This is a genomic window from Kaistia soli DSM 19436, assembly GCF_900129325.1.
Classification (GTDB): domain Bacteria; phylum Pseudomonadota; class Alphaproteobacteria; order Rhizobiales; family Kaistiaceae; genus Kaistia; species Kaistia soli.
Genome location: NZ_FQUP01000004.1, coordinates 190455 through 214037, shown reverse-complemented (window position 1 = coordinate 214037; position 23583 = coordinate 190455). Strand labels below are relative to the sequence as shown.

At 64.2% G+C, this 23583-nt stretch carries 22 protein-coding genes; 4 read left to right on the top strand and 18 right to left on the bottom strand.

All coding sequences use genetic code 11. The features are described 5' to 3' along the window. Nucleotides 1-21: 21 nt before the first annotated feature. From BUB39_RS17755 to BUB39_RS17740, 4 genes are all read right to left on the bottom strand, one after another. Nucleotides 22-927, bottom strand: a complete 906-nt coding sequence (locus BUB39_RS17755) for an NAD-dependent epimerase/dehydratase family protein (RefSeq protein WP_073056077.1) — start codon at nt 925-927, stop codon at nt 22-24. Nucleotides 928-999: 72 nt separating this feature from the next. Beyond that, nucleotides 1000-2157 (bottom strand): mandelate racemase/muconate lactonizing enzyme family protein, encoded by a 1158-nt coding sequence (locus BUB39_RS17750; protein WP_073056074.1) that lies wholly within the window; start codon nt 2155-2157, stop codon nt 1000-1002. A 235-nt stretch (nt 2158-2392) separates the two neighbouring features. Then, nucleotides 2393-3370, bottom strand: a complete 978-nt coding sequence (locus BUB39_RS17745; RefSeq protein WP_073056072.1) for an aldo/keto reductase — start codon at nt 3368-3370, stop codon at nt 2393-2395. A gap of 231 nt (nt 3371-3601) precedes the next feature. After that, nucleotides 3602-4309: a FadR/GntR family transcriptional regulator gene (locus BUB39_RS17740; protein WP_073056061.1), complete on the bottom strand. Its 708-nt coding sequence runs from the start codon at nt 4307-4309 to the stop codon at nt 3602-3604. Between the two features lie 839 nt (nt 4310-5148). On the opposite strand from BUB39_RS17740, the gene BUB39_RS17735 reads away from it, so the two are divergent. The 4 genes from BUB39_RS17735 to BUB39_RS17720 all read left to right on the top strand — a co-directional run bounded on the left by BUB39_RS17735 (nt 5149) and on the right by BUB39_RS17720 (nt 9111). Then, entirely contained in the window at nt 5149-6432 is a 1284-nt protein-coding gene (locus BUB39_RS17735; protein WP_175561898.1) for an ABC transporter substrate-binding protein, read from the top strand. A gap of 1 nt (nt 6433) precedes the next feature. After that, a complete protein-coding gene (locus BUB39_RS17730) occupies nt 6434-7360 on the top strand; it encodes a carbohydrate ABC transporter permease (protein WP_084527596.1) in 927 nt (308 codons plus the stop codon). After that, the gene (locus BUB39_RS17725; RefSeq protein ID WP_073056058.1) at nt 7357-8241 is read left to right on the top strand and encodes a carbohydrate ABC transporter permease; all 885 of its coding nucleotides are present in this window, start codon (nt 7357-7359) and stop codon (nt 8239-8241) included. The genes BUB39_RS17730 and BUB39_RS17725 overlap by 4 nt, the downstream gene beginning before the upstream one ends. Nucleotides 8242-8358: 117 nt before the next feature. After that, a complete protein-coding gene (locus BUB39_RS17720) occupies nt 8359-9111 on the top strand; it encodes an RraA family protein (RefSeq protein ID WP_244540294.1) in 753 nt (250 codons plus the stop codon). Between the two features lie 125 nt (nt 9112-9236). Here the strand turns inward: BUB39_RS17720 and BUB39_RS17715 are convergent, their stop codons facing one another. The 14 genes from BUB39_RS17715 to BUB39_RS17650 all read right to left on the bottom strand — a co-directional run bounded on the left by BUB39_RS17715 (nt 9237) and on the right by BUB39_RS17650 (nt 23229). Next, nucleotides 9237-10007, bottom strand: a complete 771-nt coding sequence (locus tag BUB39_RS17715) for a 6-phosphogluconolactonase (protein ID WP_073056054.1) — start codon at nt 10005-10007, stop codon at nt 9237-9239. 134 nt (nt 10008-10141) lie between these two features. Beyond that, nucleotides 10142-10990: a FadR/GntR family transcriptional regulator gene (locus BUB39_RS17710; RefSeq protein WP_073056051.1), complete on the bottom strand. Its 849-nt coding sequence runs from the start codon at nt 10988-10990 to the stop codon at nt 10142-10144. Further along, nucleotides 10987-11862 (bottom strand): ROK family protein, encoded by an 876-nt coding sequence (locus BUB39_RS17705; RefSeq protein WP_073056049.1) that lies wholly within the window; start codon nt 11860-11862, stop codon nt 10987-10989. Before BUB39_RS17705 ends, BUB39_RS17710 begins: the two co-directional genes overlap by 4 nt. Beyond that, nucleotides 11859-12965, bottom strand: coding sequence for an L-tyrosine/L-tryptophan isonitrile synthase family protein (locus tag BUB39_RS17700; RefSeq protein ID WP_073056047.1), 1107 nt, complete (start codon nt 12963-12965; stop codon nt 11859-11861). The genes BUB39_RS17705 and BUB39_RS17700 overlap by 4 nt, the downstream gene beginning before the upstream one ends. Before the next feature lie 22 nt (nt 12966-12987). After that, nucleotides 12988-13764 (bottom strand): amino acid ABC transporter ATP-binding protein, encoded by a 777-nt coding sequence (locus BUB39_RS17695; protein ID WP_084527703.1) that lies wholly within the window; start codon nt 13762-13764, stop codon nt 12988-12990. A 5-nt stretch (nt 13765-13769) separates the two neighbouring features. After that, nucleotides 13770-14639, bottom strand: a complete 870-nt coding sequence (locus tag BUB39_RS17690; protein ID WP_073056043.1) for an amino acid ABC transporter permease — start codon at nt 14637-14639, stop codon at nt 13770-13772. 23 nt (nt 14640-14662) lie between these two features. Beyond that, nucleotides 14663-15565 (bottom strand): ABC transporter substrate-binding protein, encoded by a 903-nt coding sequence (locus BUB39_RS17685; RefSeq protein ID WP_139251527.1) that lies wholly within the window; start codon nt 15563-15565, stop codon nt 14663-14665. A gap of 294 nt (nt 15566-15859) precedes the next feature. Next, entirely contained in the window at nt 15860-17656 is a 1797-nt protein-coding gene (locus BUB39_RS17680) for a V-type ATP synthase subunit A (protein WP_073056039.1), read from the bottom strand. Continuing rightward, nucleotides 17653-18342, bottom strand: a complete 690-nt coding sequence (locus tag BUB39_RS17675; RefSeq protein ID WP_084527588.1) for a DUF2764 family protein — start codon at nt 18340-18342, stop codon at nt 17653-17655. Before BUB39_RS17675 ends, BUB39_RS17680 begins: the two co-directional genes overlap by 4 nt. After that, entirely contained in the window at nt 18339-19031 is a 693-nt protein-coding gene (locus tag BUB39_RS17670; RefSeq protein WP_073056036.1) for a hypothetical protein, read from the bottom strand. Before BUB39_RS17670 ends, BUB39_RS17675 begins: the two co-directional genes overlap by 4 nt. A gap of 10 nt (nt 19032-19041) precedes the next feature. Then, nucleotides 19042-19488: an ATP synthase subunit C gene (locus tag BUB39_RS17665; RefSeq protein WP_073056034.1), complete on the bottom strand. Its 447-nt coding sequence runs from the start codon at nt 19486-19488 to the stop codon at nt 19042-19044. After that, nucleotides 19485-21278 carry a V-type ATP synthase subunit I gene (locus BUB39_RS17660; RefSeq protein WP_073056032.1) on the bottom strand — a complete coding sequence of 598 codons (1794 nt, stop codon included), beginning with the start codon at nt 21276-21278 and terminating at the stop codon, nt 19485-19487. The genes BUB39_RS17665 and BUB39_RS17660 overlap by 4 nt, the downstream gene beginning before the upstream one ends. Further along, the gene (locus BUB39_RS17655; RefSeq protein WP_073056030.1) at nt 21275-21880 is read right to left on the bottom strand and encodes a V-type ATP synthase subunit D; all 606 of its coding nucleotides are present in this window, start codon (nt 21878-21880) and stop codon (nt 21275-21277) included. The genes BUB39_RS17660 and BUB39_RS17655 overlap by 4 nt, the downstream gene beginning before the upstream one ends. A 2-nt stretch (nt 21881-21882) precedes the next feature. After that, on the bottom strand, nt 21883-23229 hold the full coding sequence (locus BUB39_RS17650; RefSeq protein ID WP_073056028.1) for a V-type ATP synthase subunit B: 1347 nt from the start codon (nt 23227-23229) through the stop codon (nt 21883-21885). Nucleotides 23230-23583 lie beyond the last annotated feature (354 nt).

Sequence of the window (23583 nt, the reverse complement as noted above, 5' to 3'; positions counted from 1 at the left end):
TAGCGCCTCGAAGCTGCTCGTTCAGCCGGGTTCGTTCTTTGAGACGATTTCCGTCCAGCGATACTGTTCCTCGAAGCCCAGCAACTCGCGCGCCTTGCGGTTCGAAAGTGGCGCCTCATAATCGGACATGGTTCGCGTGACCGGCGTTTCCGGTGCCACGCGCGCCAGGAACGCTTCGGTGGGCTCGTTGGCGATGATCCGGTCGTTGGTCGCATTGAAGACCTGGAAGCCGAGCCCGTCGGTCAGGAGGCAGCGATGGACGATCTGGCCGAGGTCGCGGGCATCGGTGTAGCTCCACGCGTCGCGATGCCGTTTGGCCGGGTCGAGGGCCTGGGCCGGAAAACGCTCATAGTCCTCCGGAAGCGTGACGGCGCCGATCCGGAGGGCATAGATGTCGGCACCGCTGCGCGAGGCGAAGGAGCGGGCGATCTTCTCGCCGACGACCTTCGACAATCCGTAGCTGTCCGTCGGGTCCGTGTCGTGATCCTCGTCGACCGGGAAACTGTTGAACGCGCGCTGGCCTTCGGCGAAGCAGACGCCATAGACCGTTTCGCTCGAGGCGATGATGACCTTGCGGATGCCAAGCTTGGTGGCGGCCTCGATGACGTTGTAGGTCGAGAGGACGTTGGACGCGAACATCGTGTTGTCCGGCCGGGCGAAGATGCGCGGGATCGCAGCGAAGTGGACGACCGCATCGACGGGCGCGCGCCCGCCGCCCGCAAAATACTCATCGAAGCCGAAATGCGTCGAGAGCGCGTTGAAGGCCTGACCGCTGTCCGCGAGATCGACGATCATCGTGTTGATGCCGGGGATATCGACGGGCGCGAGATCCAGATTGAGGAGCTGGTGACCTTGCGACTGCAGATAGGGAAGAACGACGCGGCCGACCCTGCCGCTGCCGCCGGTGAACACCACGCGCTTGCCCATGGCTGGCTCCGATATGGAATGTAATGCAATTCGCCGGAGCTGATGCCCCGGCGCTTCCAGCCGGCCGGCTGGCTATTCGAAGACGCCGTAGCCCGAAACGGCATGACGGCGGACATTGTCCATGTCGAGTTCGACGCCGATGCCGGGCACGTCCGGGATGACAATGTGGCCGTTTTCGACGATCGACTTGGCGCCGTTCGGCAGCTTGACATAGCTGTCCCAAACCTCGCGCTCCTCGAGTGCATGCCATTCCAGGACGAGGAAATTCGGCACCGACGCGCAGACATGGCAGGTCGCCATAGTCCCGAGCGGCGAGGATACGAGATGCGGCGCGAACGGGATGTAGTAGGTCTCGGCGAGCTGCGCGATTTTGCGGCTCTCCGAAAGGCCACCGCATTTCGGCACGTCCGGCATGATGACGTCGCAGACCTGCTGCTGCAGCGCCTCGCGGAAGCCCCAGCGCGTGTAGAGATTTTCGCCGATGCAGATCGGCGTGCGGCTGCGGTTGCGTACCTGGCGGAGGGCGTCGACATTCTCGGCCGGAATTGGCTCCTCCAGCCAGAGCAGGTTGAACGGTTCCATCTCCCAGGCGATCCGACTGGCGCTCGGCACGTCATAACGGGCATGCAAGTCGATGCAGAGGTCGATATCGGGCCCGACAGCCTCGCGGACGGCTGCCACGCGATCGACCATGGTGCGGATTTCGGCGGCATTGGCCGTCGGATTCATCTCGTCGAATTTCGCCGGATGCTTGAGATTGTCGATATCGAACTTCAGCGCTGTGAAGCCCTCGGCGACCATGCGTTGTGCCCGGGCAGCACAGCCTTCGGGCGAGCCAGACGCGTCGTCGCCGTCGCCGCAATCGGCGTAGAGGCGGACCTTGTCGCGATACTTGCCACCGAACATGCGGTAGAGCGGCTGCCCCGCAGCCTTGGCAGCGATATCCCAGAGCGCGATCTCGATGCCGGATAGAGCGATCAGGAAGATGCCCGACTGCGCGCCGGAGAATACATGGTTGCGGCGCAGCTTGTCCCAGCAATAGTCGACATTGCGCGGATCCTCGCCGATCAGTTCGCGCTTCAGATCGTTGATCAGGCCGACGATCGCTCCGGCGCCAGCGTCCGGGTTGGCCTCGCCATAGCCGACGATGCCCTCGTCGGTATCAATGCGGACCAACGTCGCATGGCCGTGATAGGCCACGACGGCCGTCTTGATGTCGACGATTTTCATCTCTTGCTCTCTCCCTTGATGCCCTGTCCGGCACGCATTGGTGCTCTTGGAACGGTATGGTTTGTTGGGTTCGTCTCCGGGCGGCGAACCGCCTCGGCGCAGCTCCCGCGACGGCGAATGGCGAGGTCAGGGGCTTCGCATCATCCGCCGTCGCGGGTTGGCGCATCCGCGGCCGGAGGGAGGGAAGCCGTCTCGCTTGGAGGAAACGAGGCGGCAACTCCGGCTGCGGATCCAGTCAGGCCGGCTTTGCCTGGTTGGGGCTGACGATGTAGCCGAACATGTTGCCCTTTCCGGCGATCGACGCCCAGATTGGCTTCGTCACGCGGTCGATCTCGGCGATATCCTCTTCCGAGATCGTCCAGCCGACGCTGGCCGCATTCTCATCCATCTCACTGAGCGTGCGCGCGCCAAGCAGCGGGGAACTGACGCCGGGCCGACTGGTCAGCCACTGCACCGCAAGCTGGGGCACCGACTTGCCATATCTGGCCGCGATGGGCCGCAGGTCCGCTACCGCATCGAGACATTGTTCATAGGTGCCCGGCTGGAACAGCAGGGTCGTGCGGCGCTGGTCGCCCTCGGCAAAGACCGTGTCGCGTGTCAGCGTTCCCGTCAGCAGGCCCTGCGCGAGGCCGCTATAGGGCATGACGCCGATATTGTGCTTGCGGCAATAGGGAAGGGTCGCCGCCTCGATCTCGCGCCAGAGCATGTTGTAAGGCGGCTGGAGGACATCGATCGTGCCATATTCGCGCGCCTTGTCCATTTCAGCGGGCGAAAAATTGGAGACGCCAACGGCGCGGATCTTGCCCGCAGCGCGCAGGCGCTCCATTGCCTCCATGGTCGGTCCGACGGGAAAATCCGGATTGGGCCAGTGGATGAAATAGACATCGACATAGTCGGTCCTGAGCCGCTTCAGGGATCCTTCGAGTGCGGATTCAAGTTCCCGCGGATCGAGATGGTTCGGTGCGACCTTTGTGGCGATGACGGCTTTGGAGCGGCGGTCCGCCAGTGCTTCGCCGAGAACCTCTTCCGAATGCCCATTGCCATAGGCTTCGGCCGTGTCGATCAGCGTGACGCCGAGTTCGAGTGCGCGATGGATGACGCGGACGGATTCCGCATCGTTGGCGGCCCCCCAGAAGGCGCCGGACATTCCCCAGGTGCCCAGCCCGATCTCCGAGACGGAAACAGGCGACGACCCAAGACGACGCTGCTGCATAGTGATCCTCCCATGTGTCGCGGCCGTTTCTGGCGCCGCTTTTGTGATAGGTTTATACGCTGATCGACTTATCTGACAAGTGGAGTTGCGTAAAATCCTTACGCTGACGCGTATCGCGATATGAAGTGCTGCGAGAGAGGGCAGCTGCCATGCAGCAGCGGTCGATCGGCCAAGCCAATCGCTCTTGAGGCGAAGAGAAGATCGGCGGCTCGGTAGCCGCTCGTCGCGCCGCTAACGGAAGTTGGGAACCTCGTCGACCATCATGATGCCGATGAGGTTTGCCTCGAGGTGCACCCGCATGGCGTCTTCCGCGCGGCGGGGGTCGCGCGCGGCGAGCGCGTCGAAGACGGCTCGATGCTGCTGCGTGGCGATCGGCAAGGCGTCCGGCGCCTGGTTGCTGACGCGCCGGCTGGCGAGCTGCCACCAGCGCGAGGAATACATGAAGCGGTCGAGGATCCGATTGCGGGTCGCGCGGCAGATCTCCATGTGGAATTCGAGATCGAGGCGCAGATAGTCGTCGGGATCGTTCTCATTCCGGGGCATCGCATCGAGCACGGCGCTCAACCGGGCGAGGTCGTCTCCCGTAACGCGCACCGCAGCTTCCGCGGCAATCGCAGGCTCCAGAATGAGACGCGCATCGCGCAATTCGTGTAGCAATTCACGGACCTGCGCCTTCGGCAACCACTCGATCAGGAGAGGACTAAGATAGTCCCATTCAGCGATCGGGCGCAGTGTCACGCGGCGGCCCTGGGCGATGTCGACCATATCCAGCGAACTCAGGATTTTCAGGGCCTCGCGGGCCACTGCGCGTGAAACGCTGAATTCCACCGAGATCTGCAATTCCGAAGGCACCAGACCGTCCGGATAGGCATCGGTCGCGATGCGTTGGATCAGGACGCCGGCGACTTGCGTCGGCAGGGTACGGAGCTGGACCTTCATCGGCAATGGGTGAGCCTCAAACGCTTGGAATGGCTGAACGAACCAAACTACGGCGACGCGGGACGCGCGTCACGGGCTGAAACAGGCTGGACAGAGTTTGGCGAGAAGCACGCGATCGCGACGCGCTGGGCGACAGCAACGGCGCCAGCACGGAATCGGCCGACCGAGCCTCAGAGAAATTGCCGTGTTCGTCGGGAAGGGCTGCCTGTTCGCAGCGCGCCTGCGCGCAGCCCGAGACGAATATGAGACGGCACACAGCGATCAGTGCGCTCCGTACAGATCGTCTTTCGCTGTCGTTTTCCCGCATCATCCGCCCCCCGGCGCTGCCGGATCCGCGATCCGGGACAGTTCATGGGCTTGTGATACTTGACCGCCGCTCGTTGCGATAGTAGCATCATCTTATCGGACAAGTCGATAAGCATATAAGCGCTTGAGCGCAACGCTGTCCGTCGCTCGCACTGGCCCTTGGCACGGTGGGGAGGAGCAATGCCTGATGTTCGTCGATAGTGACCCTTCATATTCAGATGCCGGCACAGCGAAGGCCCGCGGTCGTCGCGTGCTGCGTGGTCGCTCATGCGGCTGCAATCCGCGATGGCGACTCGGTCCGCCGGGCGCCCGGCACGTCCACCACATTCCGCAGGTTGAACGGTAGGCGCGCCAATCGCCGCCTTCTCCGCGATCATCTGCGACACATCCCAGCAACGTCCCAGGCCGGCAGCAGATCGAATTTGCCTTGATGCACACGGCCGGTTTCGGGGCGTCATAGGACGACGTCATCGCCGCGGAGGAGCGCGTCGGCGATGACGATAAGCAACGAAAACCAAAATAGGGAGGTAACAATGGCTTTTGACAGACTTTCCAGGCGCGGATTTCTAGGTGGTTCCGCAGCCGTTCTTGGGGCAAGCACATTTGCCCCGCGGATTGCGCGTGCCGAGACGACAGAGATCCGTGCATTGCTGATCACCGGCGGTCCGCTCTATCCGAAATATTGGGAGAAGGTGGTCGCCGATTTCACCGCGAAGACCGGCATCAAGGTCAAGTATGACCTGCTGGAGTTCACGCCCCTAACGACCAAGATCGTGACCCTCGGCGCGGCCAGAAGCGGTCTCTATGATGTGTTCAGCACGCATACGGCGCAGATCGACTCGTTCTTCAATTATTTCGCTCCGCTCAACGAGTATTTCACCGAAGACGAGCTCAAGGATTTCTACCAGGTCGGCGTCGACTATCTCGTCAATCCGAAGACCAAGGGTCTCGCCGCGATTCCGCGCAACATGGACGCGCGCACGCAGTATTACCGCTCGGATGTCTATGCCGAACACGGTCTCAAGGCCGCGGTGACGTGGGAAGACCTTGTCGAGGTCAGCCAGAAGCTGACCGGCAACGGCTATTACGGCCTCGTCGTGCCGGGGCAGGGCGATCCGGCGCAGCGCACCTTCTCCGACCTCCTGTGGCAGGCGGGCGGCGACTGGGTCGATGACGCGGGCAAGCCGTCCTTCAATGCCGCTCCTGGCATCGAGGCGCTGACCTATTACCGCGACCTCATCCAGAAGTGGAAGGTGGTCCCGCCGGACGCCGTTTCCTATCAGTGGAACGAGAATTCGACACAGTTCTCGTCCGGCGCCGTCATGGATACGTTCGACTGGCCGGGCGCCTTCTCGACGCTCTCCAATCCCGAGACGTCGAAGGTCGTGGGCAAGTGGTCGACGGCGCCTTACGTCCGGAACAAGACCGCGATCTCCTGCGCGATTTCGCACGCCATGGCGCTCAACAGCATGTCCAGCAAGAAGGACGCGGCGGTCGAGTTCATCAAATACACTGTCGGCTCGGAAGCGCAGCTTCTCAACTTCAACGACTACTCGAACTTCCCGAGCCGACTGTCCGTCGCGAAGCAAGTCGTTTCGGAGGCGACCGGCGCCAAGGCGGAATGGCTGGCCCAGCTCGAGCAGACGATTGCCACCGGCAAGGAGTGGCCGAAGCTTCCCGGCTTCTCGCGTGTCTGCACGCTCATGTTCTCGACCATCGAGCGCGCGCTCAGCAACCAACAGTCGCCCGAAGACGCGCTCAATCAGGCATCTGCCGAAGCCCTGCAGATCATGACGCAGGCGGGAGCTTACAACTAGCATGACAGCCGCCGCACAGCCGGCGGGGCGCCGGTGGCGACGTTCGCCACTGGCTCCTTCCTGGCAAAAGGGATACCTCTTCGCCAGTCCGGCGCTGATCGTCATGATCGCGATCCTGATCTACCCGCTGATCTACTCATTCGTCATGAGTTTCTATCGGTGGGATCTCAGCGCGCCGTCGCAATATTTCGTCGGCCTGTCCAACTATCGCGATACGTTCAACTCGCTCGGATTCAAGCAGACGCTGCGTGTCCAGCTCATCTTTTCGGCCGTCACGATCATCATCGAGGTTGCGGCTGGGATGGGCGTCGCCGTCCTGGTGAACAGCAAACTGCGCGGACTGAAGCTGGCGCGCACGCTGCTCCTGGTGCCGCCCATGATCGCACCCGCAGTTGTCGGCCTCAATTTCCGCTGGCTTTTCAATGGCCAGTACGGCCTCGTCAACGGCATTCTGCGTTATCTGGGCCTGCCCGAGGCACCGTGGCTGTCCGATCCGAACTGGGCGCTGGTCTCCGTGATGATCGCCGATATCTGGCAGAACACGCCGCTGCTGGTGCTGCTGTTTCTCGCCGGACTGCAATCACTGCCGCAGGATCCGATAGAGGCGGCACAGGTCGATGGCGCGTCGCCCTGGGGGATCTTCTGGCACATCACGCTGCCCTTGATGCGGCCGATCCTCATGATCGCGCTGATGCTGCGGATCATCGATACGTTCCGCACCTTCGATGTCGTCTGGCTGATGACACAGGGCGGACCGGGCGGGGCCACCAGTCTCATCACGGTCAACGCCTATCAACTGGCCTTCCAGAGCGCGTCCTTCGGCCATGCCGCGGCCGTGTCCTATGTCGCCCTTGCCATGTCGTTGCTGTTCCTTGCCGTGCTCTATGGCGCGCCATGGGCCGCCAGGAAGCTGAGGAGGAACTCATGACGGACACCGTGCAGGATCGCCCGAGAATACGTCGGCGCCGCGCGAAGCTTCGGGACGGCATCACGCCCGGCCTCGTCATCCGCTATCTCGTGCTGATCGGGACGGTCCTGCTCACGGTCTTCCCGCTGGCATGGCTCGTCCTGACATCACTGCGGAACTCGGCGGACATCTTCGCGGTGCCGGTGCGCGTGCTGCCGGAAGCGATCACATTCGGTCAGTATATTGCGGTTTTCAGCCAATACGGCCTCAATGGTTATCTCTGGAACACGGTGATCGTGTCGATCGCCACGGTGGTGCTGGTCATCCTGCTCGCCGTGCCCTGCGCCTATGCGATGGCCCGCTTCCGTCTGCCGGGCGCGAAGGTGATCGTCAGCATCCTGCTCATCATGCGGATGATCCCGGTCGTGGCGCTGGCTATCCCGCTCTTCGCAGTGTTCGCGTCGATCGGACTGCTCGACACCCTGACGGCCCTTGTAATGGCGCATACGGCCTCGAAGCTGCCGGTCGCGATCTGGCTGCTGATGGGGTTCATCCAGGATCTGCCCAAGGAAATCGAGGAATCGGCTCAGATGGACGGGGCGAGCACGCTGCGCATCATCGTGCAGATCGTCTCGCCGCTGATCGCGCCCGGCATCGGCGCCACGGCCGTCATCACGTTCCTCTTCACCTGGAACGACCTTCTCCTCGCGCTGACGCTCTCCTCGTCCGAAGCGTCGCAGACGCTGCCCGTGGGGCTCACCAATTTCGTGTCGCAGTTCGGCATCGACTGGGGTGCGATGTCGGCAGCCGGCGTGCTCATGGTGATCCCGACCCTGATCTTCGTGTGGTTCGCCCAGGGACTGCTCGTGAAGGGCCTCGTCTCGGGCGCCGTGCGGGGCTGATCCCGACACATCACCGCGACCGGGTCTTCCCCGGTCGCCAAGACATGCCAGTGCGGCTGCTGGCCTCTCTCTTGATTGTGAGAGTGGCCGGCGGCAGCCGAAGAGATGGAGAAGAGATTGGATAATCCCTTTGACTACAAGGACATCGTTCGGCCGCCGCGCGCCCTCGTCGATGCATTGGCGCGGATTGGATCGGCGACGCTGAGCAGCGAACTCGCTCAGCATCTCGGCATTCGCGATCCGCAGATCCGGGGGCCACGCCCGCTGGTCAAGGGCCGCACGGTCGCGGGCCCCGCATTGACGCTGCAATGCATGCCGAAGCGCGAGGATCTCTACGGCGCTGCTGAATATGAGGACCCCGAAAAGCAGCTGCACCGGCATGTGCTCTATCCGACCCAGCCCGGCGACGTGGTCGTTGTCGATGCGCGGGGCGATCTCGGCAGCGGCATCTTCGGCGAGATGATGCTGACCTTCTTCGCGGGACGGGGCGGTGCCGGCGTCGTCATCGACGGCTGTATTCGCGATTCAGCGGAGGCCGCCAAACTCGACATCGGAATCTGGGTGAAGGACGTCACGCCCAACTATCACGCCCAGACCAACATCATTCCCTTCGCGGTCAATGTGCCGATCGCCTGCGCCAATGTGCTGGTCATTCCGGGCGACATCATCGTCGCCGACGACGACGGCGTGGTGGTCGTTCCCGCGGCGCTCGCTGAACAGCTCGTTGCGATCGCCGGCCAGCATGCCGAATGGGAGGAGTTCGCCCGCATCCGTCTCTCCGAAGGCGGCGACCTCAGGAAATACTATCCGCTGAGCGTCGAGGCGGAAGCCGAATACCAAGCCTGGCGTCGTGCGCAGTCCAACGACTGACCCGGCGTAACGCGCCGGGGGCTCGGCACCCTGGTCGCCGTCAATGACGGCTCCAGAGGCGGCAGGATGCCGCCGCCTCCGGTTTTCGGATACCTCGCGCGAGCGCTGAGGGCGATAGGCGCCGATCAGGTTGCCGGACGATCGAGCAGCGAGGCGGCCGGCTGGTTGAGGTAGAGCGTCGCATGCGGCGCCGTCTGCAACAGCGAAGCCGGGCACATGAACGTCACCGGGCCTTCCAGGAGGCGCTTGATCACCGGCGCCTTGTCAGCGTCATGGACGAGCGCCAGGACGCGGCCGGGCTTCAGCAGCGCATGCATCGTCAGCGAAAGGCCGTAATGCGGCACTTCCTCGATCGACTTGAAGATGCCGGCCTTCTTGACCTGGTTGCGCGTGACTTCATCGAGGAAGACGACGCGGATGATGTCCTTGGTGTCGAAGTCGGCTGGCGGATCGTTGAAGGCGAGATGGCCGCTGTCGCCGATCCCGACGACACACAGGACGGGCTGGAGTTCGTTGTAGAGCTTGGTGTACCGGGCCAGTTCTTCCTCGACCGGCTCGTGATCGCCCTGCATCGGGAAGAAAGCCTTGGGCTTCACGTGATCGAGCAGGTGCTTGCGCATGCGCGACGCGCCGCTTTCAACCCGGCTTTCAGCGACGCCCATATAGGTGTCGACATGCAGGACCGTAATCTTCGACCATTCGATGTCGGTGCGGGCACGCAGCGCCGTGTAGAAGGGCGCCTGTGCCGCGCCGAGCGCCATGATGATGGCGATCTCGTCCTTCTTGGCGAGTTCCGCCTTGCAGACCGCGGCCAGCGCCTCGGCAGCGGCTTCGCCGAGCGCCTCGTCCGTCGGAGCCACGAGGACTTCCAATTCACCGTATTTCAGCTGTTCCATGGTCGGAGTTCCTTGTTTGCGGCGCATCGAACGGCGCCAGATTTGCCACGACCAGCATCGTTCGCTGCGGAGGCGGGTCCGCTGCGGCGTGGCCTTGGTGGCTCGGATCGCACTCCGAGCCGGTGATCAGGGCTTCAGGATCTCAGGGGTCGCTTCCCGCCACTTTTTCCTGCGGAGGGGGAGGGAGGACGCGGCGCGCCTTCGATGGCTGTCCAGCGCACCGAGAAGCGGGTCGCGACGTGGAATTCCTCTTCGAGGTCGACAAAAGTCTCCTGCAACAGGCGCTCGATCGCGTCATGGTCGCGCGCGCGGATCGCGGCAAGCTGGCGGCTGTGGACATCGATCATGTGGCGGCCGTGTTCGGCGTCATTGTTCAGAGCGCCGCGGAGCGGATTGAGGTCGCGATAGATCGACGTCATCGTCCGCAGGAGAAACTGGTTGCCGGCGGCGTGGGCGACGCGGCGATGGAACATGCCGTCCGCCCGCTGCACCATGCCGGGATCGCCGAGATGGCGCTCCATGAGGCGGATCGTGTCGGCGATCTGGTCGAGTTCCTCCTCCGAGGCATTCTCGGCGGCGAGGTGATAGACGATCGGCTCCAGCATGCGACGCGTGGCGATGAGCTCGGCCGCGTGATGCGCCTCATGCGCGATGTTTTTGCCGACGAGGTCGAGCGGGATCATCCCGGTCGCGACGAAGACGCCGCCCGCCTGCCCGGCTCGAATACGCAGCACGCCGGAGTTCTCGAGGATGCGCAGCGCCTGACGCAGCGTCGGGCGCGAGACTTCGAGCAGCTTCGCCATCTCGGTCTCGTTCGGCAGGCGATCGCCTTCGCTGAGCCCCTTGGCATCGATGGCGTCGATGATCCGCTCGATGACCGTCTCGAAGGTGCGATGCGCCTTGATGGGTGCGAAGATGCGCGCCGAGGAGTTGCTGTCCTCCGGATCCTTGGCCCGTTTTCGTTCAGGTGCGTTGGTGTTCATTGCAGGTCTCGCAGTTCTCTTCCCGCCAGCGTACCGAGTTCTGCGGCGTGCTCGAGTTCAGAAACGATGATCTCGGCGCGAAATGATGGTTCCAGACCGCTGTGATAACGCTGCAATGCCGGCTCGAGAAACACATCTGCCGAACGTTTGATCGAACCATTCAGAACAATGCGGGCTGGATGGTAGAAACGCGAGATCATCTGCATGGCCTCACCGAGATAGCGGCAGAAGATTGCGACGGTCTGCAGGGCCGCCGGCTCGCTGGTCCGGGCACGCTCGAAGATCGTCACGCCATCGGCAATCTCGCCTGCGATCTCCGCATAGACTTCCCGCAGCCCGCGCCCGCACACCGTGCGATCGAGCGAGCGGTAGGCACCGAGTTCCTCGACATAGACCGTCTGTTCGGAAATGAGGCCGGCGGCATAGGCACCGCGTAGCACGCGGCCGTCCTCGAAGACGCCGACGCCGATACCTGTGCCGAGATTGAGCATGGCGAAAGGGGCACCGTCGCGACCGGCGCCGAGGGCAGCTTCCGCAATCGCCATGGCGTGGATGTCGTCATCGACGAAAACCGGCAGCCCCAGTTTCTCACGGAGGAATGGCTGCAGCGGGAAGCCGACCCGGCCCCCCATCAGCGAGCTGTAGACCACGTCGCCCCGATCGAGGATGCCGTTCAGCGTCAGGCCAATGCGCTGCACATCCGGCGGACACATGGTGCGGATCAGCGCGGCGAGGTCGCTGGCAAAGGCGGTGGTGCCCCGCCGCATCAGGGCGGTCGGTGTCATGCCGAGCGGGGTAGCACGCAGCTCTGCATCGATCGTGCAGAACTGGATCTTGGTACCGCCGATATCGACTCCGAGGCTTACGCTCATGCGCTCACCCGGTAGCCGATCGGGGCCGGATCGCTATCGCCGGCAAGGTGGAGCGCCTCGACCGGGCCGAGCTGGCCCATGGCGGCACGGTAGACGATCGCCCAGCGGCCATCGCGGTCCAGCACGGGAATGCCGTGATAGGGCAGGATGCGCGACCACGTATTGACCGGCAATACCGCGAGGTTCTCGGGCTTCGGCGAGACGGTCAGCTTGAGCGCATAGGGCCTGAGATCGTGCAGATAGCCAGTCGAATCCCTGAGCGCGAGCAGCGCGCGATAGGCGAAGAACTGCCTGTGCGCCACCTTGTCGATGAAATCACGCGGATAGCGCAGCGCCGAATCCGTCTGTTCGCGGTCATAGGCGGCCGCCAGAACATGCGGATCATAGTCGAGCGTCGGCACCGAGGTGCGCGATGCGGCAGTCGTCGTGTCATAGGCGGCACGGATCGCCGAGTCGCCCTGCTGCCAGAGTTCGCGCAGCCGTTCCTGCTCGTGGATCCAGCGCGCCTCGAAATTGGGGATTTCGGTGACCATGTCGTCGAGGCTGTGGAAGGTCACCCGCTCCGGATCGACGCCCGACACCTCTACGACATTGGCGATGCCGGCGCGATAGGCCGCGATCCGGCGCGGATCGACGCCCTGGCAGCGGCCAAGGATTCCCTCTTCGAGGATCGTCAGCACGCCGCCGGGCGGATAGACGGCAGCGATCGCATCGAGCACCGCCTGGAAGCGGCGCAGCATCAGCGCCTCGCCAAGGTCCGGCGCCGCGCGCTCGTTCTTGAGCGGATTGGGCACCTTGTAGGGGAAGGCCATGGAGACGAACTGGATCGGTTCGTCGCGGCCGATGAAATAGTTCAGCCGGTCGAGCCAGGCCGCACGATGCGCAGGAATGAAGGTTGGGTCGCCGAACAAGACCTCCGGATGTTCGAAGATCGAGAGGATCCGTTCCGCGATCGTGCCGCCAGGCTGCGCCGTGATCGGCGCATCATTGCTGAGCAACAGCCGGTTCAACGCCGCAGCGTCAAGATCGGTCCGCGATGCGATGACCGGGGCCTCGAAGCGGCGCGGAAGGGCGGCATTCACATAGATATAGGGGCTGGTCATTCTCTGCTCGGAAGGCATCGGTCTATCGGATGCGGGCCAGGAATTCGCTCGTGCGGGCGTGTCGGGAGGCACGGATGACTTCAGCGGGCGTGCCGGATTCGGCAACGCGGCCGCCATCGATGAAATGGACGGTGTCGCCGACCTCTTCGGCGAACTGGATTTCGTGCGTCACCACCATCATCGTCATGCCTTCACGCACCAGATCGCGCATGACGGCCAGCACCTCGCCGACGAGTTCCGGATCCAGCGCGGAGGTTGGCTCGTCGAACAGGATGATCGATGGGCGCGCGGCGATGGCGCGGGCGATGGCGACCCGCTGCTGCTGGCCGCCCGAGAGCTGGGCCGGATAGGCGCCGGCGCGATCGAGGAGACCGACCCGGTCCAGCAATTCGCGGCCGCGATCATCCGCCTCGCGGCGGCTTTGCTTCAGGACCATGCGCAGGCCGGCGGTGACATTTTCCAGCGCCGTCATGTTTGGAAAGAGGTTGAAGCGCTGAAACACCATGCCGATGCGCGCTCGTCGTGCCGCTGTGACGCGCTGGCGCGCCTCATACCACTGCTCGCCGCGCTTCTCGGCGCCGACCAGATAGTCTTCGACCCAGAGTTCGCCGTCATTGTAGCTTTCGAGGCTGTTGACGCAGCGAAGCAGCGTGCTTTTTCCGGATCCGGACGGGCCGATGATGAACGATGCCTCGGCGCGGCGGACCGTCAGATCGACGCCTTTCAGCACGTGATGGGCGCCGAAAGACTTCGTCAGTCCCTTCATGCTGACGATGTCATCCTGATGCTTGTCCTGCATGACCATCATCCGAGGTTCGGCCGCGGCAGCTCGCGGCTGGCGGTGCTGAGGCCCCGGGCAAGATAGACCTCCAGGCGGGACTGGCCGAAGGAGGCGATGGAGACGAGGAACAGGTACCAGAGCGAGGCGACGATCAGCATCTCGATCACATAGAAGGTCTGCGAGGCGATGCTTTGCGTTGTTCCGAGGATCTCGCGCGTGCCGATGACATAGACCAGCGAGGTTGCCTTGAGCAGGTCGATGGCGAGGTTTCCGGCCGCCGGAACAATGACCCGGATCGCCTGTGGCAGAACGATCCGCAGCAAAGCCTGCGTCGGCGTCATGCCAATCGACAGCGCCGCCTCGCTCTGGCCGTTGTCGACCGCGATCAGTCCGCCGCGGATCACCTCGCACATGAAGGCGCTGACATTGAGCAGCAGTCCAAGCAAGGCCGCGGTCGTCGGCGTGATGAGGCTGTTGATCGGGAATGAGTGGCCGGCAATGCTGATCTGCGGCAGGAACAGGCCGAGATTGAACCAGAACACGACCTGAACGAGGACCGGTGTGCCGCGGAAGAACCAGACATAGCCGGCGGCGATCGTCTCCAGCACGCGGTTGCGTGAAATGCGCATCGCCGCAAGAACCGTTCCCAGCACCATGGAGCCGAGCAGGGAGACGAGCGTCAGCATCAGCGTCATCGCCACGCCGTTCAATACGGCCGGAGCGAAGAGATAGTCGACGATGATGTTCCACCGGATCCGGCCGCTGCCGATGACGATCTGCGCCATGCCGAGCACGATGACCATTGCCAATACCGCCAGGGCGGCATTGGCAATGCGCGGGCCGAGCCTGCGGTGAATCCGCAGGCTCGTATTGGCTGAATTCACGGAATTCATCACGACGCTGCGCTGGCGTGAGGCTAGAACAGCGGGGCGTTAAAGGTGAAGGCCGCGACGGCACCGTCGCCGACATTCCACTTGTCCATGATCTTCTGGTAGCTGCCGTCTTCCTTCATCGCCTGCATGGCGCCGCCGACGGCGGCCATCAGGTCGGTCTGGGACTTGGAGAAAGCGATGCCCTGGTTGGCCGGCGCGAAGAGCGGAACGGGCGAGAGTTCGAGCTGGGTCTGGATGCCTTCCGTCGCGGTCTTCAGCGTGTAGTTGCTGACGCCATAGGTATTCATCGTGGCATCGGCCTGACCGCTGGCAACGGCGAGATAGGGGCCGGTCTGATCAGCGGTCTCCGACAGCACGACCGGGCTCGGGCAGGTCTTGTTCAACTTCTCGACGAGGTCGGGAAATAGCGAGCCGGTGACGATCGCGACGCGCTTGCCGCAGAGATCGTCCATCACCTTGATGCCGAGGGGATTGCCCTTCGGGACGATGACGCCCGAACCTTCCTGCGAATAGGCAATGAAGTTCACGACGTCTTCGCGCTTCTTCGTATCGGCCATGGCGCTCAGATAGAAGTCATAGCGCCCGGACTCGACGCCCGGAATGCCGGCCGTGAACTGGATGACGTCCCATTTGACCTTGAGGCCGAGCCGCTTGGCCGCCTCGTTAACGAGATCCGCATCGACGCCCTTCACTTCGCCGCTCGCCGCGTCGACGAACACCCAGGGGGCGTTGCCATCAGTGGTGGCGACATTGAGCGCGCCGCGGCTCTTCACCGCCTCCGGCAGGTGTTTCACCATGTCGGGGGTTGCCGGCATGTTCGGCGTGATCGTCACGGTCTGCGCCAGTGCGGCGCCTGCCGACATCAGGGCAAGCGAGGCGGCACCCAGAATCCGGACCAAGCCGGCTCGTTTAGCGAGAAAATCCACGGGAAGGCTCCTTTGAGCTCATTGGGAAGGCAGCAAAAAGGTAACCCGTTTTCTCTTTAAAGTGCAATAGAGTTTCTCTTAGGATATTTGCGTATGGAGTGATGCCGGGCGGAGGTGTGCACGGGGTCGTGGCCGAGCGAAATCCCGCGCTTCGATCCGGTGCAGACGGGGTTGCGCCGGACGGTGATGTCCGTTGGAGTCGATCTGCGAAGTTGTTGTCGGCCATTCCCCGGAGGCAAGGCGGCACGCCGGCCGGATCTCGGCCTCCGCGGCTCCCCGGTCTCTCCGCCTGCTCTATGCGGCAGCCTTGTCGAGAGTGTCGATCTCGGCGGCCAGCTTCTGAGCCTCGCCCGATCCTGAGGCGGCGTAGTTGAGGTTCTTGAACAGGCCCGTCAGCTTGGTGAAATGCTGCCGCGCTGCTTCCTTGTCGGCAAAGGCGTAGCGCCGGGTGACGATGCTGTGCACCTGGTCGAACAGTGCGTGCTGGCGTTCGATCGGCGAGGAAGAATCGACGGCGTCGAACGCGTCCTGCTGCAGGAAGACCATGTCGAGGAAGCGTGCGGCCTCGGCGGCGACGAAGTCCTCCAGGCTGATGCCTTCTTCGCCGGTGACCTGCTCCATGCGGGCGACCTCGTCGCCGCGCGCGAGCAGCCCGGTCAGCGCCGCCACCTTCTCGTTCCAGTCGGGCGCGAGGTTCTGCGCGGACCACGCGGCGAGCTGGTCTCGGTAGCGCGACCAGGAGATCAGCGGATCGATGGCCGGATAGAAGCGACGATAGGCGCGGTCATAGGAAAGGCCGAGGAAGCATTTGACGGCCGCCAGCGTCGACTGCGTCACTGGTTCCTCGAAATTGCCGCCGGCCGGCGAGACGGAGCCTATAATCGTGAGCGCGCCCACGGTCCCGTCATTGGTCTTCACGACGCCGGCGCGCTCGTAGACGCTCTTCACGGAGCTGTCGAGATAGGCCGGAAACGCCTCCTCTCCGGGGATTTCTTCCAGCCGACCGGAGGTTTCGCGCATCGCCTGCGCCCAGCGGGAGGTGGAGTCGGCGATGACCAGCGCCCTGAGGCCCATCTGGCGGTAATATTCGCCGATGGCGATGCCCGTATAGATCGAGGCTTCGCGCGAGGCGACGGGCATAGACGAGGTGTTGCAGACGATCACCGTCCTGTCCATCAGCGAACCGCCGGTGCGCGGGTCCTTGAGGCGCGGAAATTCCGAGATCGTCTCGACGACTTCGCCCGCACGTTCGCCGCACGCGACGAGGATGACAATGTCGACGTCGGAATGGCGGGCGATCAGGTTGAGCAGCACGGTCTTGCCGGCGCCGAACGGGCCGGGAATGCAGGCCGCGCCGCCCTGCGCGATCGGGAAGAACACGTCGATGATGCGCTGCGTCGTGATCATCGGCGCATCGGGATAGAGCCGGCTCGAATAGCCCGCGCTGACGATGCGGCGCGGCAGCGGCTCCCGCACCGGCCAATCCTGCGCGAGCGTCAATTCGCGCTCGGCACCGGAGGCCGCTTTCAGCCGAGCGACCGGTTCGTTGACGGTGACCGTGCCGTCGCGGATCCAGGTGATTTCGAGGCTCTCGTCGAGATCGAAGGGCACCATGATCTTGTGGGTGATCGGGCCTTCGGGAACCGTGCCGATCGTGTCGCCGCCGCGGACCCTGTCGCCTGAACGCCGCATGGCGGTGAACGACCATTTTGCATCCGGATCGAGGCCGGGCGCCTCGACGCCGCGTGGCAGGAAGATGCCGTGGCCGATGGCGAGCGCCTCGAGTGGGTTCTGCAGCCCATCATAGACACGGCCGAGCAGGCCCGGCCCGAGCCTGACCGAGAGGAGGCGGCCCGTTTGCTCGACCGGATCGCCGAGGCCGACGCCGCCGGTGCTCTCGAACACCTGCGCATCGGCCTGGTTGCCCTCGACGCGCAGGATCTCGGCCTTCAACCGCTGCTCGGGCTCACGCGCCGGACGGATATAAACGACCTCGTTCTTGACGAGACGGCCTGTGGCGGCATCGTCGAGCCTCAGGCGGACGATATCTTCCTGGACGGCGGTGATGCTGGCAGTGGGGGACTGGGTCATGCCGCCTCCTGGATGGATGCCGCCGGGGGGAGCGCGACGTCGAGCAATTGCGCGAAGCGGACAGCCGCGGCGTCGGCGTCGTAGCGCGCCCAGCGATCGGCAAGCTGCCAGCGCATGAGATAGAAGACGACGGCTTCGAAATCGAATTCATGGCCGAATTCGTGCCGCCCTGCCGCCCGCCAGGTCACGTCGAGGATGAGCCGCTCCAGGCCGGCGCTGTCGCCAGATTCGAGCTGCTCCCGCGCCTGCGCGATCCATGGGAATGATCGCGCCATGCCGAAATCGGGCTGCGTCCAGTTCCGGCGGATCGTCTCGACATGCCGGCCGATGCCCCAGGCCGTTCCGGAGACTGGTGTGTTCTCGCCGGCATGGCGGCGGCGCAGAGCTGCGATGAGCGTGCGGATTTCGAGTCGCTCCAGCGCTGCCTCGCGCAGCGTGTCGCTGCGGATCGAAGCAAGGATGCGTTCGGCGCGCGCCACATAGGCGGCATCGTCATCGCCCGTGTCGATGCGGTTCCAGGAGAGGATGGAGGCGATGGCAAAAAGCTCGTCACGATCGGCCGGCTCCAACATCTTCATTCGTTCGGTAAGCCGGGCCGGGTTGATCGGCAACGCCTTCTCGCCGAGGAGCCTGATCGAGGGCAGGCTCGCCATCAGCATCACATAGGGTTCGGTGTGTAGGATCACGTCACCACCCCTTCGAGCAATGCCCTGAATCGCGGCTGCATATGGGCGAGCAGGGCATCAGCAACCGCCTTGTCGGTGACGTCGACCGAGACGCCGCGGTCGCCGAGCACGATCGTGATGCCGCCGGCATCGTCTTCGGCACGGCCGTAGCGAATACCCTCGCGCAGCATGTCGCCGGTAAAGGCAGCAACGAGATGGCTGAGCGGATCGTCGCGCCGCTCCCCCGGCTTGCGACGGAGATCGTCGAGACCGACCACCGTGCGCGGCAGCAGCAGCTCGATATCGGCGGATTGGTCCGCGCCGCTTTCTGCGCGCACGCGGCCGACCAGTGTCAGGATCATCCGTCTCAACATGTCCTCATCGCGCACGGCATCCGATACGGCCTTCCCGACATCATCGGCGAAGCGGCGTGCGAGGCGCTGCTTCAGCTCGAGGGCCACGTCGCGCGCCGCCTGTTTCAGGGCGTCCTCGCCGGCGCGGCGAAAGGCGTCGGCCTCCTTGCGGGCGGCGTCCAGCTTTGCCTTTACCTCCTTCTCGGCGGCCTGGACGATGGCGCGTGCCTCGGCTTCGGCCTCGGCCCGGATGCGCTCGGCTTCGCTGCGGCCGGCGGTGACGCCCTGATCACGCAACCGGGCGATCAGGCTTTCGACCCCCGACTCGGTCTTTTGAACTCTTGTCTCTGCCGCCATGATCGCCTCCTCAGCCCTTGATGTTGCCGGCGAGGACGAGCGCGAAGACGAAGGTGAAGACCGCGAAGCCCTCGACGATCGCGGCGGGCGCCAGCGAAAGGCCGAAGATCTCGGGCTTTGACTTCGAGGCGGCGATGGCGCTGGCGCAGGCCTTGCCCTGCCAGACCGAGGTATAAGCGAGGGCGAGGCCCGTCAGGATCCCGATGCCGAACAGGCCAGCGCCGTTCTCCGGGGTGATCGTCCGCTGCAGCGAGAACATGACGACGATGCCATAGATCACGGTCGAGGAGGGGATCGCCGCGACGCCGACGAAGCGGCCATAGCCGCTGTCGGTTTCCAGCATCGCGCCGATCGCGGCCTGTCCGGCGATGGTGACGCCGATGGCGCTGCCGATCGCGCCGAGGCCAACCGGCGCGAAGACGCCCAGCCAGCCTAGAATGACCATGAGCTCGTTCATTCGGGGATCTCCCTCTTGGCAAATGCGCGGAACGGATAGCCCTCTTCCGAGAGGCCCCAGCCGAAGAATTCGATGTAGTTGAGCCGGAGGCCATGGACGACGCCGCCCATGATGCCGATGACGAAGTTGATGGCGTGACCGAAGGCGAGGATCAGGAGCGAGGCGAGCAGGCCGAGACCGGGACGCGAAATCTGTAGCCCGGCCGCCATGCCGTTGAAGGTTTCGGCGAGCGAGGCGCTGGCAAGGCCGAGCGCGAAGAGCCGCAGATAGCTCAGGATGTCGCCGAAGAGCTTGGTGATCGAGGTGAGCCCCATCAGGCCGTCCGTCACGCGAAGCAGCCAGTCCGTCGGCCGCGATATGGGGCGGCCGGCAGCGGAGCCGACGAAGACCGCGACGAGGCCGGCGACGAAGAAGGCCGTGCCGCCACGCGCGAAGCTTCCGGCGCTGAGCCAAGTCAACAATCCGCCGATAATGACGGCGAGCCAGCCGATCGGTACCAGCGCCCCGGCGCTTGCCCGCGCTAGCCAGGCCGTCGCCACCAGCGCGATGCCGACATGGACGGCGCCGATGACCACCGAAAGCTTCATCATCTCGTCGAAATTCGTGATGTGCACGATCGCGATGCGGGCGAGGAAGCTGCTCGGGCGCGGCGCGACGCCGAAATAGGAGCCGGCCAGGACGCCATAGACGAGGCACGCCACGGTGATCGCTGCCAGCATCACCCGCGTGCGCCGGCCACCATCGGTCTTGCCCATCCGCTTCCAGAGCCAGAGGACGATCAGCCCGATCACTGCGGCATAGCCGGCATCGGCCATGATCATCGCGAAGAAGATCGCGAAGGACGTGAAGACGATGAAGCTCGGATCCCAGGCGCCATAGGCTGGGGTTGTGTAAAAATTGGTGAGATCGGCGCCGCCGCCGAGACGGGCATCCCGCGGGCGGAGCAGGGTCGGTGGCTTGTCGATTGCCGTGGGCTGCTCTGCGAGGACGGCGAGGTTCTGGCTCTCGGCCATCCGCTCGATCGCCGGAACGCTCTCGCTGGGCGCCCAGCCCTGAATGGCGAAGAGCCCATCCGTGTCCAGCGTCTTGCCCGCGACGTCGTGGCGTTCGTCGGCATCCTCGGCGCTCGCGAGCTCGGTTCCAAGCAGCAGGCGCCAGCGGGTCAGCTCGCCGCGTTCGGCCTTCGCCTTGTCGAGGTCGATCTCCAACTGGTCGAGTTCGGCCGTCAAAGCGTGCAACGGCACAGCGCCGAAATGCGTGCGCGGCACGGGCAGCAGGTCTGCGGCCGGTTCCTCCGCCGTCACGACCACAACGAAGAGCCGTGTCGAGTCCTTGCCGACGATCGCAAAGGGAAGCGAGACGTTATCGAGCGTCTCCCGCTGTCTGATCGGCAGGACGTAGAACCACAGCCGTTCCCCGCCGAGCGCGTCGAGGGCGGGGAATGCGACGTTGCCCCATAGCGAGACATCGCCGATCCGCGCCACCAATTCGTCGCGCCGATCAGAAAGGCGCCGCAGCGTGCGGCGGTTCTCGGCGATCCTCCCGACAATGTCGGCCAGATTGAAGGCGGTGCCCGGACGATAGGGGCGGCGCTGCTCGGGCGAGTCCACAAGATGCCGAAAGGCGGTCCTCGCCCGGTTGCGCTCGGCGGCATCGGTCGGCGCCAGCGGATCGGCCGCTCTGAGCGGGATCAGATGCATGACGCCGAGCCGCTGCAGCGCGTCGATCACCGGGTCCTTCTCGGCGAGCGGGCCGCAGATCGCGACCTTGTGCATGGGGACGATGCTCATGCGGCACCGCCCGCCGCGCGCTGGCGCTTGGCGATCTTGCCGCCGACCACGGCCGCCCGTTCGGCATCGCCGAGATAGACCATGATGCGGCGGATATTGGCCTCGGCTTCCGGGATGAGCACCTTGTCGAAGAGATTGACGCGCTGCGTCGTCGTCGCGACGGCCTTGTCGAGCTTCGCGAGACGCTGGCGCGCGACATCGACCTCGATGCGCAGGCGGATTGCCGCCTCCAGCCGCTCAACCACAGCATCGACCCAGTGCGGGCGCACCATCCTTCCATAGGGCGTGCGGAGGATCTCGACGGAGCGAAGCACCGGCAGGCTGACGCCAGCGACGTTCTGTGTGCCGAACTCGACCCTGCCCAGCGTGACCAGCCCGGAGACGTCAATGCGGCTGTCGGCCAGCATGGGCAGCGCAGCACCCGCCGCTTCCGCAGCACCCGCCACCTTTGCCTCGGCCTCCCCGATCGCCCTCACGGCGTGGACGCGCTCGCCCATCAATTGCTGGCGCTTCAGATCGAGCGCCGGAAGGTAGCGGCGATAGGAGACGAGATTTTCCTTCTCCTTGCGCAATTGCGACTTGCTGAGCGGGACGCGGGCCATGATCAGGCGGCCTTTGCCGGGTAGTATTTGTCGACCAGAGCCTGCCGGATCAGCAGTTCCTCAGCGGGGAAGCACTCGGCCATCGTCTTCCAGCCGAGATCCAGCGCCTCGTCGAGGGGCATGGAGACGGCGAGATCCATGAACCGCGCCTCGAACAACGCGCCGAATTTCAATGAGCGATGGTCGAGATCCGAAAGCTCGAACGCCATCGCCTGCTTGCGCTGTGCATCCCGCGCCCCGGAATAGAGGCGGATCATGGTGTTCATGACCGCGCTGTGGTCGTCGCGCGTCTCCTTGCCGATGACGTGCTGCTTGAGGCGCGACAGAGAGCCAAACGGATCGATGCGGCCACCCCGAAGGTAGAACTGCCCTTCGGTGATGTAGCCGGTATTGTCCGGCACCGGATGGGTGACGTCGCCGCCCGGCATGGTGGTGACGGAGAGGATCGTCACCGAGCCGGCGCCCGGAAAGACGGCCGCCTTCTCATAGCGCCGGGCGAGCTGTGAATAGAGATCGCCGAGATAGCCGCGATTGGACGGGACGCGGTCGAGCGCGATGCCGACTTCCTTCAGCGCGTCGGCAAACGCCGTCATGTCTGTCAGCAGCACGAGGACGCGTTTCTTCTCCTCGGTGGCAAATTTCTCGGCGACGGCCAGCGCCATGTCGGGAACGAGGAGGCGCTCCAGGACCGGATCCGAGGCCTGGTTGACGAACATGATCGTCCGCCCGAACACGCCGGCATCCTCGAAGGCCGTGCGGAAACGCCAATATTCGTCGAAGGTGAGGCCAAGGCCGCCGAAGACGACGACATCGGCATCGGCCTGGATGCCAATGCGCGCCAGAAGCGTGTCGTGCGGCTCGCCCGATGTCGAGAAGATCGGGATCTTCTGGCTCTCCACCAGGCAGTTGAACACATCGATCATCGGCACGTCGGTGCGGATCATGCGCGAGGCGAGCGACCGGCGGGCTGGGTTGGCCGAGGGGCCGGCGATCTCGACTTCCGGCTCCTGACCAAGGGCCGGGCCGCCGTCGACGACGGTGCCCGCGCCGGAGAAGACGCGGCCCAGAATGTTTGGCGAGAACGGAACGCGGGGCGCGTGGCCGAGAAACTGGGTCTGCGCCCGCGTCGAGAGGCCACGCGTTCCCGGAAACACCTGCAACGACGCCTCGCCCTCCGCGATCTTCACCACCTGAGCCAGCCTCGGGCCGCCTGTGCCTTCCTGAACCAGCGCCAGGTCCCCGAAGCGAGGCCCGGCGGGATCATCGCGGGTCTGTACCGGCAGGGCGACGCGGAGCACGTCGCCGATGATCGAAAGGACGCGGTCATATCGAATGGGAACGACGGACATCGGCGAACTCCGGCCCCACGCAGGGCATCTCGTATCAACCGGGCGCGATCGATAATAACATTGACCTTCATCAAATATAGATCGATTGCTACCTCTAGGATACGGGACGAAGATTTCAGTCGATATTGCAATGCAGCAATAATGATCGAAGTCTCGTGCGGAGTTTTGTTTCTCTTTTCGCAGGTTGTATTGCCGGACGACAGGAGGCTGAACTGATTGTTCGTTTCCCATATGATCGTAGACGCGCCGGGCACATTGAAATCGAGGCGGGTCAAGCCCTTGTGACTTGTGGCGTCCCTTGTTTTGCCGTCCGTGCGGCGTGCCTCGCGCTGCTCCTCGCCGCCAGCGGCTGTT

Excerpts from the sequence above, each read along its gene's own strand:
- BUB39_RS17755 (WP_073056077.1), bottom strand. The coding sequence starts at position 927 with ATGGGCAAGCGCGTGGTGTTCACCGGCGGCAGCGGCAGGGTCGGCCGC.
- BUB39_RS17750 (WP_073056074.1), bottom strand. The coding sequence starts at position 2,157 with ATGAAAATCGTCGACATCAAGACGGCCGTCGTGGCCTATCACGGCCAT.
- BUB39_RS17745 (WP_073056072.1), bottom strand. The coding sequence starts at position 3,370 with ATGCAGCAGCGTCGTCTTGGGTCGTCGCCTGTTTCCGTCTCGGAGATC.
- BUB39_RS17740 (WP_073056061.1), bottom strand. The coding sequence starts at position 4,309 with ATGAAGGTCCAGCTCCGTACCCTGCCGACGCAAGTCGCCGGCGTCCTG.
- BUB39_RS17735 (WP_175561898.1), top strand. The coding sequence starts at position 5,149 with ATGGCTTTTGACAGACTTTCCAGGCGCGGATTTCTAGGTGGTTCCGCA.
- BUB39_RS17730 (WP_084527596.1), top strand. The coding sequence starts at position 6,434 with ATGACAGCCGCCGCACAGCCGGCGGGGCGCCGGTGGCGACGTTCGCCA.
- BUB39_RS17725 (WP_073056058.1), top strand. The coding sequence starts at position 7,357 with ATGACGGACACCGTGCAGGATCGCCCGAGAATACGTCGGCGCCGCGCG.
- BUB39_RS17715 (WP_073056054.1), bottom strand. The coding sequence starts at position 10,007 with ATGGAACAGCTGAAATACGGTGAATTGGAAGTCCTCGTGGCTCCGACG.
- BUB39_RS17710 (WP_073056051.1), bottom strand. The coding sequence starts at position 10,990 with ATGAACACCAACGCACCTGAACGAAAACGGGCCAAGGATCCGGAGGAC.
- BUB39_RS17705 (WP_073056049.1), bottom strand. The coding sequence starts at position 11,862 with ATGAGCGTAAGCCTCGGAGTCGATATCGGCGGTACCAAGATCCAGTTC.
- BUB39_RS17700 (WP_073056047.1), bottom strand. The coding sequence starts at position 12,965 with ATGACCAGCCCCTATATCTATGTGAATGCCGCCCTTCCGCGCCGCTTC.
- BUB39_RS17695 (WP_084527703.1), bottom strand. The coding sequence starts at position 13,764 with ATGCAGGACAAGCATCAGGATGACATCGTCAGCATGAAGGGACTGACG.
- BUB39_RS17690 (WP_073056043.1), bottom strand. The coding sequence starts at position 14,639 with ATGAATTCCGTGAATTCAGCCAATACGAGCCTGCGGATTCACCGCAGG.
- BUB39_RS17680 (WP_073056039.1), bottom strand. The coding sequence starts at position 17,656 with ATGACCCAGTCCCCCACTGCCAGCATCACCGCCGTCCAGGAAGATATC.
- BUB39_RS17670 (WP_073056036.1), bottom strand. The coding sequence starts at position 19,031 with ATGGCGGCAGAGACAAGAGTTCAAAAGACCGAGTCGGGGGTCGAAAGC.
- BUB39_RS17665 (WP_073056034.1), bottom strand. The coding sequence starts at position 19,488 with ATGAACGAGCTCATGGTCATTCTAGGCTGGCTGGGCGTCTTCGCGCCG.
- BUB39_RS17660 (WP_073056032.1), bottom strand. The coding sequence starts at position 21,278 with ATGAGCATCGTCCCCATGCACAAGGTCGCGATCTGCGGCCCGCTCGCC.
- BUB39_RS17655 (WP_073056030.1), bottom strand. The coding sequence starts at position 21,880 with ATGGCCCGCGTCCCGCTCAGCAAGTCGCAATTGCGCAAGGAGAAGGAA.
- BUB39_RS17650 (WP_073056028.1), bottom strand. The coding sequence starts at position 23,229 with ATGTCCGTCGTTCCCATTCGATATGACCGCGTCCTTTCGATCATCGGC.